This window comes from Oceanimonas sp. MB9, from assembly GCF_011319775.1.
GTDB lineage: Bacteria > Pseudomonadota > Gammaproteobacteria > Enterobacterales > Aeromonadaceae > Oceanimonas > Oceanimonas doudoroffii.
The window spans coordinates 310,780-323,031 of the sequence record NZ_VFBE01000009.1 but is presented as its reverse complement, the minus strand read 5'-3'; the positions used below and the strand labels follow the sequence as shown (position 1 = coordinate 323,031).

Genomic DNA, 12,252 nt, shown 5'->3' with positions numbered 1-12,252 from the left:
GTGCAAAAACCATTAACGACGGCGAAGCGGACTTCAGGGCCTTCTGCGCCCGGTAAACAGGCTGATAATAAAGAGCACTATGCCCACCACAAACACCAGCTTGGCGGCGCCGGCGGCGGTACCCGCCACGCCACTGAACCCCAGCAGGGCGGCGATAATGGCGATAACCAGAAAAATGATGCCCCAGCGAAACATGACTTGCCCTCCCTCATCGACGTTAAACTCAACCGGCCACTCACCGGGCGGCGAGTGGCCAATGGCTTAAACTCAAGCTTAGGCGTTATCAGTTCACCACCCTGATATCATTTTTCACCGTGGCCACGCCGTCCACCTTGCGGGCCAGGCGCACGGCCTGCTCCGCCTGCGCCTGGCTGTCCACCTCACCGCTCAGGTGCACCACGCCGTTGTCGGTTTCCACGCTGACCGCGGTGCCGGCGACCATTTCATCCGCCAGCAGCATAGCCTTGATCTTGCCGGTCACCAGGGCGTCACCCGCCAGGCCGGCCAGGGAGCCGCCTTCGGCCTCGCCCCTGGCCTGAACATGCAATTGATCGTCCACGGCGGTGACTCCCTTCACTCCCTGAGCGACCGCTACGGCCCGCTCGGCCTGCCGTTGTTCGGGCACAAAGCCGCTCAGCACCACCCTGCCGTTATCGGTTTCCACCGAAATATCGACACTGGATACGCCCTCGTCATTGAGCAGCGCCGATTTTACCTTGCCGGTGATCACGCTGTCATTCATCAGGGCGCCGGCCTGCCTGGCGGCCTGCCCCACCTTATCACCGGCCTGCTCGGCGGTGGCCTCAAGCTTGCCGCTCAGGGAGCGGGTTTCGGCGGAAACCTCCGCCTTGCCGGACAGGGCGGTGGACTCCGCGGCCAGGGCGCCGCCCGCCACCAGAACGGAACTCAATGCAACAGCCAGTGCGGAACGGGAAAATACGTGCTTTTTCATGCTCTCTTCCTCCGGTTGTGACCTGATGTACTGATTGATGACATTAACCAGAATGCAAACGCGTTCGCGTTACATCCATGGTGTTTCACTATTGCGTCTGGCCAGCGCAAGGGCAAGTTGATGGAAATCGGGTGCGAACGAGGCTGTCGGAGCCGGTAATTTCATCGTACCGTCATACCAGTGTCACATTGTAATAAAACCGTCATATTTGGCCGGCATAGTGCGCGCATCATGACGATGAGGATGTACCATGAGCCCTGAAACCTCCGCCCTGTCCACCGCCACCCCCCATAGCCAAAGTGCCCCTCGCTGGTTGTCCTGGCTGCTGGTGGCCGCCCTGGTTTATCTGCTGCTGGCCGCCGTGGGCGCCATTGGCGCCGGCTTCAAGGCCGCCGCCGGCGAAGACGCCAAGGTGCTGTTTGAGTTTGCTTCCAACCCCATTATCGCGCTGATTATCGGCGTGGTGGCCACGGCGCTGATCCAGAGCTCCAGTACTGTCACATCCATCATCGTCGGCATGGTGGCCGGCGGCCTGCCGGTAGCCATTGCCATTCCCATGGTGATGGGCGCCAATATCGGCACCTCCCTGACCAGCACCCTGGTGAGCCTGGGTCACGTACGCAATGGCGAGGAATTCCGCCGCGCCTTTTCCGCCGCCACCGTGCACGACAGTTTCAACCTGCTGGCGGTGGCCATCGTGCTGCCGCTGGAGCTGCTGTTTCAGCCCCTGGCCCGCACCTCCGAGTGGCTGTCCGGCCTGCTGGTGACCGACGCCAGCATGAGCATGAGCAACATGAACTTCATGAAGGCCATGCTGGCCCCCGGCACCGGCATTCTGAAGGAAAGCGTGGCCTGGCTGCCCGGTATCTGGTCCGGTGTGGCGCTGATCCTGCTGGGTATCGGCATTATCCTGATGGTGGTCACCCAGATTGGTCGCGTGCTGCGCACCCTGATGGAAGGCCGCGCCATGGGCATTCTGCGCACCGCCGTGGGTCGTGGCCCGGTGTCGGGCATGGCCTCGGGCACCCTGGTGACCGTGCTGGTGCAGTCGTCGTCCACCACCACCTCACTGATCGTGCCCCTGGCCGGCTCCGGCATGTTCAGCCTGAAGCAGGTCTACCCCTTTATTCTGGGCAGCAACATCGGCACCACCATCACCGCCCTGCTGGCGGCCACCGCCATCACCGGTGCCTCGGCCATGGTGGCGCTGCAAATCGCCCTGGTGCATCTGCTGTTCAACATCATGGCCATTGCGCTGATTTATGTGCTGCCCATGCTGCGCACGTTACCCATGTACATGGCCGAAGGCCTGGCCGAACTGGCCCAGCGCAACAAGGGCTATGTGGCGGCCTATATCGGCGGCGTCTTCTTTGCCCTGCCCCTGGGGCTGGTGGGCCTCAGCCAGTGGCTGTAACTCACTCCGCGCCGAAACACCCGTAAGCGAAGCAGCGGCTTCCCAAAGGGGTAAGTGGTGTTCTCAAAAGCAGGCGGCTAGAATGGCGCCTGCTTTTTTTCTTGCCGGATAACGCTCAAATGAACGCCACCGCCCTGCTCACTTTCAAGGCCCACCTGCACGCCGCCCTTGATGCCCAGCCCGCCGAGACGCGCCGGCTGTTTCACGGCCGGGGCCGTCGCTGGCCCGGGCTCGAGCAGCTCACCGCCGACTGGCTCGACGGCCAGCTGCTGGTGAGCCTGTTCCGGGAGCCATCGCCCGAATTTCTGAACGAGCTGCAGCAGCTGTTAGCTGAGCTGATTGCCTCCCCCGTCTGGCGGCACAGCGGCGCCCGCTCCCTGCTGTTGCAGCACCGCAGCCGCGAAGGCTCTCCGCTGGAAGTGCTCTGGGGAGAGTTTGACGCCAGTCCGGTCGTGCGCGAGCACGAACTGAACTATCAGCTGACCCTTGGCCGCAACCAGAATCACGGCCTGTTTCTGGACATGCGCCTGGGCCGGCAGTGGGTGCGGGCGCAGGCCGAGGGCAAGCGGGTGCTGAACCTCTTTGCCTACACTTGCGGGTTTTCCGTGGCCGCCATCGCCGGCGGCGCCGAGCGCGTGGTGAACCTGGACATGGCCAAGTCGTCACTGGCCCGGGGCCGGGACAACCACCGGCTGAATCACCATGATCTGGACAGGGTCGGCTTTCTCGGCCATGAACTGTTCAAGTCCTGGGGCAAGGTGCGCAAGCTCGGGCCCTATGAGCTCATCATTATCGACCCGCCCTCGTTTCAGAAGGGCAGCTTTGCCCTGACCCGGGACTACGCCAAAATACTGCGACGCCTGCCGGAACTGCTCATCCCCCAGGGCACGGTGCTGGCTTGCGTCAACGATCCCGACCTCGACAGCCGCTTTTTGATTGACGGCATGGCCGAGCAGGCGCCGGCACTGCGCTTTGTGGAGCGCCTCGACAACCCGCCCGAGTTTGCCGACATCGATCCCGAGGCCGGTCTCAAGGCACTGGTGTTTGCTTTGGGCTGAGCCCCTTGCCTTTCCGCGCGTAGTGCTGGGCCAGCACGGCGCATACCATCAGCTGGATCTGGTGAAAAATCATCAGCGGCAGCAACGCCGGCCCCAGCAGGGCGCCGGCGAACAGCACCTTGGCCATGGGCACACCCGTGGCCATGCTCTTTTTGGAGCCGCCAAAAATAATGGTGATGCGATCTTCTCGGTTAAAGCCGAGTATCCGCCCCAGCCAGGCGGTCAGCGACAGCACCAGCGCCAGCAACCCGCAACATACCAGGGTCAGCAACGCCAGCCGCGCCCCCGACACCGATTGCCATAGCCCTTCCACCACGGACGCGCTCAGCGCCGTATACACCACCAGCAGGATGGAGCCCTGATCCACCCGTCCCAGCCACACGCGGTGGCGCTCCACCAGGCCGCCGATCAGCGGCCGCAGCAAATGCCCGGCGACAAAGGGCAGCAACAGCTGAGCACTGATCGACACCATGGAGTCCAGCGGCGATACCGCACTCCCCGCCTGCATCTGCAAAAGTGCTGCCACCAGCAGCGGGGTGAGCACAATGCCGAGAATGCTTGAAGCCGAGGCACTGCATACCGCCGCCGGCACATTGCCGCCGGCCAGGGAGGTAAAGGCAATGGCCGACTGCACCGTGCCCGGCAGCACACACAGGAACAGCACCCCCACGTACAGCGCCTCACCCAGCAGCGGCAGCAGCAGGGGTTTCAGTGCCAGGCCAATCAGCGGAAACAGCACAAAGGTGCAGCCAAACACCAGCAAATGCAGTCGCCAGTGAGTGGCGCCGGCCACAATGGCCTGGCGCGAGAGCTTGGCACCGTGCATAAAAAACAGCAGGGCAATGGCCACCGCGGTGAGCCGGTTGAACACCTCCGCCCCCTGGCCATGGGCCGGCAACAGGCTGGCCGTGGCCACCACCGCCAGCAGCACCAGGGTGAAATTATCGAACAGCAAACGTAAATACCTGAGCATTTTGAACTTTCCCGATTGAGACAAACAGCGGGCTACTATAGCCTGAGCCCAAACAGGACCTTGTCGGCAAAAAGAGATGAAGTGTCGCGAAACAGACAATCAGCAGTCACTGCTCGACCGGCTCGCCTTGCTTGAGCAACTGCCCCGGCCGGTGCTCGGGCAGCGGCGGTCGCTGGCCAACCAGGCCATTGAAGCCCGCCATCATCACCCTTGGGTACAACTGTCTTATGCCGCCGAGGGCGTACTCACCGTGAACACCGACAGGGCCCGTTTTGTGGTGCCGCCCCGGCTGGCGGTGTGGATTCCCCCCGGACTCGGCCATGGCGTGCAGTGCCCCCCGGGCACGCAAATCCGCAGCCTGTATATCTCTCCCGATGTGGTACCGGCACGCCCCTGCCACGTGCTGGAGATCAGCCCGCTGCTGCGGGAGCTGATCCTGGCCTTCAGCGCCCTCGACGTGGAATATGATGAGGCCGGCGCCGAAGGCCGGCTGGTGGCGGTATTGCTGGATCGGCTGGCCGACGCCCCTTCCCGCGAGCTGTGGCTGCCCTGGCCCGATAACGAGCCCCTTGCCGGTTTGTGCCACTACCTGGCCTCGCACCCGGACTGCCGCAGGCCCATGGCGCATTTCAGTGCCGGACTGGGGATCAGCGACAAGACCCTGGGCCGCTATTTTGTGCGCCACACCGGCATGAGCTTTCGCCAGTGGCGCCAGCGTGCCCGCCTTTTGGCCGCCCTGCCCCTGCTGGAGCGGAACCTGCGTATTACCGACGTAGCCCTGGAATGCGGTTACGACAGCCTGTCGGCCTTTATCGCCGCCTTTGGCGAGCTGCTGGGCTGCCCCCCGGGCGCCTTTCGGCAAACAGACAAACGAAAGGAACACAATAAATAACCAGTCAGCACGGCAAAAGACTTTATAACATTCCAGACTTTCATGGTTAGTTGGTAGAATCCGCGAACAGCAGGAGAGAGAAGCCGAACAGGCTTCCGCCGAAGGCGCAAACTCCCATAAACGCTCAGGCAAAGGTACTGCTGTTCATCAACAAGCCTACTGGAGAGCGGTTGCCGGCGGCAGCCCACCGAAGGAGCAAGCGGCATTCACCGTATAAACTCTCAGGTTCAAGGGACAGGGGGAGAGGCAGTTTGTTATCTCACAGGAATGCTCGATGCTCGTCTCTGTCTACCTTATCGCCATCACCGCTGAAGCCATGTCCGGCGCCCTGGCCGCGGGGCGCCGCAATATGGATCTGTTTGGCGTCAGCCTGGTTGCCTTTCTTACCGCCCTGGGGGGCGGCACGGTCCGCGATATCATGCTGGGCAATTTTCCCATCAGCTGGACCCAGCATCCAAGCTACATCTACCTCACCATTGGTGCCGGCCTGATCACCATGCCCATTGCCCGGGTCATGCACCGGCTGCACCGGCTGTTTCTGCTGCTCGACGCCGCCGGCCTCATCGCCTTTACCATTATCGGCTGCAACGTCGCTCTGGAGCTGGGTTATTCAATACCGGTTGTGGTGATGGCCGGCATCACCACGGGCATCTTTGGTGGCATATTGCGGGATGTGTTGTGCAACAGGACGCCCCAGGTGCTGCGCCACGAGCTCTACGCCAGCGTGTCGCTGCTGGTGGCCCTGCTCCACCTGCTGCTGCGCCATCTGGGGGTGGAGGAAGACATCAACATACTGGCCTCGTTCGCCGTCGGCCTGGCCCTGAGACTGAGCGCCATTCGCTGGGGCTGGTCCTTGCCGGTATTTTCCTATGCACCGGGACGCTGGCACGGCTGAGACGCCATCGCGGCTACACCACGGCATCCCCCAGGGGCAGGGCCGTGGTGTATTTGATTTGTTCCATGGCAAAGCTGGAGGTGATGTTGGACAGGCCTTCGGTGCTGGTGATCAGCTTTTTGTAGAAGCGGTCAAAGGCGGCGATGTCGGCCACCACCACACGCAGCATGTAGTCCCATTCGCCGGACATGCGATAGAACTCCACCACTTCGTCAAAGGCGGTCACCGTTTCGGCAAAGCGGGTCAGCCAGCGGCTGTCGTGGTGCTGGGTCTTGATTTGCACAAACACCGACAGACCCAGTCCGAGCCGTTCGGCATCCAGCAACGCCACCCTGCCACGAATATAGCCGGCCTCTTCCAGTCGCTTGACCCGCTTCCAGCAGGGCGTGGTGGACAGGTTGACCGCTTCGGCCAGATCCTTGAGCGCCAGGGTGGCGTCCTGCTGCAACAGAGCCAGAATGTGACGATCGAAATTATCCATTTGAAAAACCGTCAGGTAAGAGAAAATTATTCCAAAAATTATGCGCCACACCGGGAACAAGAGAAAACTTTTTTCGGCTTTTGAGAATACAATTCTGCTTATCACCTCCGTTTTTCATGGAAGCCGTACTCATGAGCCAGTGGACCCGCAACGCCCTGAAAATCCTCTCCAGCGATCAGCTGCGTACCTCGGATACGCATCTCTACCTGCTGGACATTCCCGCCCTCACCGGCATTGATATCTACCTCAAGGACGAAAGCACCCACCCCACCGGCAGCCTCAAGCACCGGCTGGCCCGCTCGCTGTTTCTGCACGCCATCTGCAGCGGGCAAATTCGTGAAGGTACCCATGTGGTGGAGGCATCATCCGGCAGTACGGCGGTGTCGGAAGCCTATTTCGCCAAGCTGCTGGGACTGCCCTTTACCGCCGTGATGCCGGCCTCCACCACCCGCAGCAAAATCGTGCAGGTGGAGCGCCTGGGCGGCCACTGCCACTTTGTGGATCATGCTTCCCAGGTGTATGCCGCCGCCGAGCAGCTGGCGCGGGAAACCGGCGGCCACTATATGGATCAGTTCACCTACGCCGAACGGGCCACCGACTGGCGCGGCAACAACAACATTGCCGAAAGCATTTTCCGCCAGCTGGCAGAAGAGCCCCATCCGGAGCCCGAGGCCATCGTAATGAGCGCCGGCACCGGCGGCACCTCGGCCACTCTTGGGCGCTATATTCGCTATGCCGGCCTGAACACCCGGCTGGTGGCGGTGGATCCGGAAAACTCGGTGTTTTTCGACAGCTTTCAGCAGCGCGACAATACCCTTACCAGCCAGGCCTGCGGCCGCATTGAAGGCATTGGCCGCCCCAGGGTCGAAGCCTCCTTTCTGCCCGAGGTAATCGACGGCATGATCAAGGTGCCCGACGCCGCCAGCATCGCCACCATACACTGGCTCGAACGCATGCTGGGGCGCAAGGCCGGCGGCTCTACCGGCACCAACCTGTGGGGCGTGCTGCAGCTGGCGCAGGAAATGCAAAAAGCCGGCAAAACCGGCTCCCTGGTAACCCTGATGTGCGACGGCGGCGAGCGCTACCTGGACACCTACTACAATGCCGACTGGGTCGCCGAGCATATCGGCGATATCACCCCCTGGAGCGAGCAGCTGGCACTGTTGGGGTAACTTGTAGGCCCGAATTTATTCGGGCTCACGCGAAGCGTGGGAACGAGTTAACAGATCACAGCCGCCTTCGTGTTGGAATTCGCTTCGCTCATTGCCAACATACCCTGGGGTCACATTCAGAATGGGTACGAGTTCATGGTGTTTCCCCTCACTCCTTCCCCCTCACCGCGGAACGTCCTGCGCCCAGCACCAGCATGCAGGGGGTGAGCAGCAGGGTAAGCAGGGTGGCAAAGGCCAGGCCGCCGGCAATGGCGCTGGACAGTTGGGTCCACCATTGGGTGGAAGGCGCCCCCAGACCGAGCGACGGGGTCAGCAGATCCACGTTCACACCCAGTACCATGGGCATCAGCCCCAGCACGGTGGTGATGGCGGTCAGCAGCACCGGGCGCAGCCGCAGGCAACCGGTTTCCAGCGCCGCCTCCACCGGACTCAGGCCCTCGGCCCGCAACTGGTTAAAGGTATCGATCAGCACGATATTGTTGTTCACCACTATGCCCGCCAGCGCAATGATGCCCATGCCCACCATCACAATGCCAAAGGACTGGCCATTAAGCAGCAGCCCCAACAGCACGCCGGCGGTGGAAAACACGATGGCCGACAGCACCAGGGCAGTCTGGTACAGGCTGTTGAACTGGGTCACCAGGATCAGCGTCATCAGCAACAGCGCCACCACGAAGGCGGTGCCCAGAAACTGCCCGGCTTCCCGTTGATCCGCGTCTTCGCCGGCCACGGTGAGTGCCACGCCTTTCGGCAATTCCACTCCGGCCTGCCGCAGGGCCTGCAGCCGCTCGTCAAGGCGAAATCCCTCGGCGATGTCGGCCTTGACGGTCACGGTGCGCCGGCCATCCACCCGGTGCAAGGTGCCCACCTTGGGGGCCGGAGTCAGGGTCACAAACTGGCTCAGTGACACCTGCCCCCGCGGAGTATTCAGGGTCAGGCGGGAGAGCTGATCCACCGAGCGCCAGTGCCGGGGCAGACGCACGCGAATATCCACCTCGTCGGTGGCATCTTCCGGCCGGTAACTGGCCAGCAGCAGGCCATTGGTCACCAGCTGCACCGCATTGCCCACACTGAGCACATCGGCCCCCATGCGGGCAGCGGCTTCCCGATCCACCTGCAGCCGCCATTCAATGCCCGGCAGGCTGCGGTCGTCTTCGATATCGGCAAAGCCGCCCAGTTCGTTCATGGCATGCCGCAGTCGGTCGGTGGCGGCACTCAGGGTACTGTCGTCGGTGCCCGAGAGGCGGATCTCCACCGGCTTGCCCGTTCCCGGCCCCATTTGCTGTTCACGAAACTCCAGCACCACCCCGGGTATGTCGACGGTGCGGGCCAGCATGGTTTCCCGAATGGCGCTGGCGGGGCGACGCAAATACCAGTCGGTAAACTGAAACTGCAGCACACCGATGACATCACTGCCCATCTGGCTGTCGGCCATGGCAAAGCTGCGTGCATACAGGGCCTTGACCTCGGTGAGCCCGGCCAGCCGGGTTTCTACGCGACGCAACAACGCGTCCTTTTCATACACCGACAGATCGCCCCGGGCCCGCACCTGCAGCTGGGCGCTGTCGGGCTCGATATCGGGGAAAAACTCCACACCGTGGTTAAAGCGGGCGTAGCCGGCATACATCAGCGCAATCAACCCGAGGGTGCCGAGCAGGGTCAGGCCGGGCCGGCGCAGCAGTCTGGCCAGCAGGCCGCGGTAGTGCCGTAGTCCGGGCACCACCACCGGCTTTCTGGGCTGATGTTCGACCCGCCCCAGGCCGCCCATGGTGGGCAAAAACACCAGCGCCATAAACAGCGATGCCAGCAGGCAGATGATCACGGTGGCGGGAAGGTACTGCATGAACTGGCCCACCACCCCGGGCCAGAACAGCAGCGGCATAAACACCGCCAGGGTGGTAATGGTGGAGGCGATCACCGGCCAGCTCATGCGGTGGGCGGCATTGATCCAGGCTTCCTTGGGCGTCTGCCCCTCATGCAGGTGGCGGTCGGCCAGCTCGCTCACCACAATGGCGCCGTCCACCAGCATGCCCGCCACCAGGATCAGGGCAAACAGCACAATGATGTTCATGGTAAAGCCGATACCCCAGATGATCAGAATGCCGGCAAAAAAGGCGCCGGGAATGGTGAACCCCACCATCACCGCCAGGCGCGCGCCCATGGTGGCGAGGATCAAAATCAGTACCAGCACCACGGCGGTGAGCACGTTGTTGAGCAAATCCGCCAGCATGGTTTCAACCTGGGTGGACTGATCCATGATGTAGTCGATTTCCACCCCCTCGGGCAGCAGCGGCCTGGCCTGATCCAGCAGTGCCTTGACTCGCTCTATGGTCTCAATGATGTTGGCGCCGGCGCGTTTGCTCACCTCCAGCACCAGGCCGGGCTGCCCGTTGATACGGGCAAAGCCGGCGGGATCCTTGAAGGTACGCCGAATGGTTGCCACATCGCCAAAGGTCACCACACGATCGCCGCTGACCTTGAGTGGCAGGCTCAGCACATCATCCAGCCCTTCTATCACCCCAGGCACCTTGATGGCCAGCCGGCCGGCGCCGGTATCCAGGCTGCCGGCGGCCACCAGGCGGTTATTGCGGGACACCAGGTTAAACAACTGGGTGTAATCAATGCCGTAACCATCCAGCACCTGGGGATCGACCAAAATCTCCAGCACATCCTCCCGATCCCCGCCGATGTCCACTTCCAGCACCTCGGCGATGCCTTCTATTTCGTCCTTGAGGCGGCGGGCAATCATCACCAGTTCGCTTTCCGCCAGCGGTCCCGACAGCGCCACCGACAACACCGGAAACAGGGCCACGTTGATCTCGTGCACCACCGGCTCATCGGCCTCCTGGGGCAGTTCGCTGCGCGCCGAATCGACCTTCTCACGCACCTCCTGCAGCGCTTGTTTGGGATCAAAGCCGGCATCAAATTCCAGCATCACGGAGGCATGCCCTTCGCTGGCGGTGGACGTCATTTTCTTGATGCCTTCCAGGGTACGCAGTTCCTGCTCCATGGGCCGCACCAGCAGGCGCTCGCCATCTTCCGGGCTGATGCCTTCCAGTGTCATGGAGACATACATCATGGGAATGGTGACGTCGGGGTTGGCTTCCTTGGGAATCGCCTGATAGGCCCCCACGCCCCCCAGCAGCAGCAGCACAAAGGCCAGCAGCGTCGCCCGGCTGCGGTATACGGCAGCCTCAATCAGCGCCCTCATTGGCTGAGCTCCCGCACCGCGACGGTATCGCCTTCGGCCACAAAACCGGCACCACGAACCACCACACGGGCGTGCTCGGGCAGGCCATCGACCCAGGCTTGCTCCGGTGTGATGGCCAGCAGGGTAACCGGCATCAATTGCAGCCGGTTTTGCGCATCCACCAGATGCACACCGGGCCGGCCACTTTCGTCCAGCGCCAGCAGCGCCGGCGACAACCGGTGGGCCGGGCGTGGCGGCAGGCTGATACGCAGCTCGGCACTGGCACCGACGAGGCGTGCGTTCTCGGGATTGGCAAAACGGGCTTCCACCGCAAAGCTGCGGGTGTTTTCATCGGCGGCGCTGGCAACAAAGGTGAGTGTGCCCGCAAGCTCCCGGCCATCCAGCAGCACGGCGGTCACCGGCAACCCCGGCGCCAGGCCAAACACCTGCTGCTGGGGCACATAAGCCATGAGTTTCAGCTCGCTGGCATCTACCAAGTGCAGCAACTCATCGCCGGCCTTGACGTAATCCCCCTCTTCCACATGGCGGGCATCCACAGTGCCGGCAAAGGGCGCGGCAGGCCGGCTGTGCTCCAGGGCCAGCCGGGCCTGAGTCAATGCCGCTTCTGCCTCGGCGGCGGCAGACTTGCGCATCAGGTAATCGGTTTCGGCCAGCAGTCCCTTGCGTTTGAGTCGTTCGGCGGCGGCCAGTTCGGCCACCCGTAATGCCCGTTCGGCCTCGGCCCTGGCCAGGTTGGCCTTGCGATCATCAATGCTGAGCCTGAGCATTTCATCGCCGGCATGCACTGCGTCACCAAGCTCGGGCAGGTTTTCAACCGTGCCTTCCACCCGGGCACGCACCACCAGTTGCCGTACCGCCTGCAATTGCCCCTGCAGCACCACACGGGGCTGGTAGGGCTCGGCGGCCATGGCCTGCACCTGCAGCTGGAACTCGGGCTCGGGATGGGCCGGCCCGGGCATTGGTGCCTCGTTCGCCGCCTGATACACCTGGCCCCGCCACAGCCAGAACACCACCAGTAGCAGGCCCAGTGCCCATGTCAACGCCTTGTGCCTGCCCAGTCGTTCACGCCAACCATTTGCCGCCATGTTTTATCCGTGCATTTAGAGTGATGACTCAGCATATCAATTTGACATAACGGCAGACAGTCCCGACGAAAGACGGACGACAAGGCTGTTTTTCTTGTGAGCGCCAAAATAAAAAGCCC

General features: G+C 62.5%; 11 protein-coding genes and 1 riboswitch. Of the genes, 5 read left to right on the top strand and 6 right to left on the bottom strand.

The window, feature by feature from the left end; all coding sequences use genetic code 11:
* Positions 1–33: 33 nt before the first annotated feature.
* Entirely contained in the window at positions 34–195 is a 162-nt protein-coding gene (locus tag OJHNALOF_RS12895; protein WP_094198788.1) for a DUF1328 domain-containing protein, read from the bottom strand.
* Between the two features lie 88 nt (positions 196–283).
* Entirely contained in the window at positions 284–952 is a 669-nt protein-coding gene (gene osmY, locus OJHNALOF_RS12890) for a molecular chaperone OsmY (protein ID WP_165662265.1), read from the bottom strand.
* 250 nt (positions 953–1,202) lie between these two features.
* Here osmY and OJHNALOF_RS12885 point away from each other — a divergent pair, with 250 nt between their 5' ends.
* Positions 1,203–2,366 (top strand): Na/Pi symporter, encoded by a 1,164-nt coding sequence (locus OJHNALOF_RS12885; protein WP_165662264.1) that lies wholly within the window; start codon positions 1,203–1,205, stop codon positions 2,364–2,366.
* Positions 2,367–2,485: 119 nt separating this feature from the next.
* Positions 2,486–3,424, top strand: coding sequence for a class I SAM-dependent methyltransferase (locus tag OJHNALOF_RS12880; RefSeq protein ID WP_165662263.1), 939 nt, complete (start codon positions 2,486–2,488; stop codon positions 3,422–3,424).
* On the opposite strand, the gene OJHNALOF_RS12875 is transcribed toward OJHNALOF_RS12880, so the two are convergent.
* Positions 3,396–4,379 carry a bile acid:sodium symporter family protein gene (locus tag OJHNALOF_RS12875; protein ID WP_206063739.1) on the bottom strand — a complete coding sequence of 328 codons (984 nt, stop codon included), beginning with the start codon at positions 4,377–4,379 and terminating at the stop codon, positions 3,396–3,398. The genes OJHNALOF_RS12880 and OJHNALOF_RS12875 overlap by 29 nt on opposite strands.
* A 94-nt stretch (positions 4,380–4,473) precedes the next feature.
* On the opposite strand from OJHNALOF_RS12875, the gene OJHNALOF_RS12870 reads away from it, so the two are divergent.
* Together OJHNALOF_RS12870 and OJHNALOF_RS12865 are read left to right on the top strand one after the other, a co-directional pair.
* The gene (locus OJHNALOF_RS12870; protein ID WP_165662261.1) at positions 4,474–5,289 is read left to right on the top strand and encodes a helix-turn-helix domain-containing protein; all 816 of its coding nucleotides are present in this window, start codon (positions 4,474–4,476) and stop codon (positions 5,287–5,289) included.
* Positions 5,290–5,349: 60 nt separating this feature from the next.
* A riboswitch (glycine riboswitch) is annotated at positions 5,350–5,439 on the top strand.
* 124 nt (positions 5,440–5,563) lie between these two features.
* Entirely contained in the window at positions 5,564–6,184 is a 621-nt protein-coding gene (locus tag OJHNALOF_RS12865) for a trimeric intracellular cation channel family protein (RefSeq protein WP_094198782.1), read from the top strand.
* Positions 6,185–6,197: 13 nt separating this feature from the next.
* Here the strand turns inward: OJHNALOF_RS12865 and OJHNALOF_RS12860 are convergent, their stop codons facing one another.
* Positions 6,198–6,665 carry an Lrp/AsnC family transcriptional regulator gene (locus OJHNALOF_RS12860; RefSeq protein ID WP_165662260.1) on the bottom strand — a complete coding sequence of 156 codons (468 nt, stop codon included), beginning with the start codon at positions 6,663–6,665 and terminating at the stop codon, positions 6,198–6,200.
* Between the two features lie 131 nt (positions 6,666–6,796).
* Here OJHNALOF_RS12860 and OJHNALOF_RS12855 point away from each other — a divergent pair, with 131 nt between their 5' ends.
* On the top strand, positions 6,797–7,837 hold the full coding sequence (locus OJHNALOF_RS12855; protein WP_206063701.1) for a PLP-dependent cysteine synthase family protein: 1,041 nt from the start codon (positions 6,797–6,799) through the stop codon (positions 7,835–7,837).
* A gap of 148 nt (positions 7,838–7,985) precedes the next feature.
* On the opposite strand, the gene OJHNALOF_RS12850 is transcribed toward OJHNALOF_RS12855, so the two are convergent.
* Positions 7,986–11,048 carry an efflux RND transporter permease subunit gene (locus OJHNALOF_RS12850; RefSeq protein ID WP_165662258.1) on the bottom strand — a complete coding sequence of 1,021 codons (3,063 nt, stop codon included), beginning with the start codon at positions 11,046–11,048 and terminating at the stop codon, positions 7,986–7,988.
* Positions 11,045–12,133, bottom strand: a complete 1,089-nt coding sequence (locus OJHNALOF_RS12845; protein WP_165662257.1) for an efflux RND transporter periplasmic adaptor subunit — start codon at positions 12,131–12,133, stop codon at positions 11,045–11,047. Before OJHNALOF_RS12845 ends, OJHNALOF_RS12850 begins: the two co-directional genes overlap by 4 nt.
* Positions 12,134–12,252 lie beyond the last annotated feature (119 nt).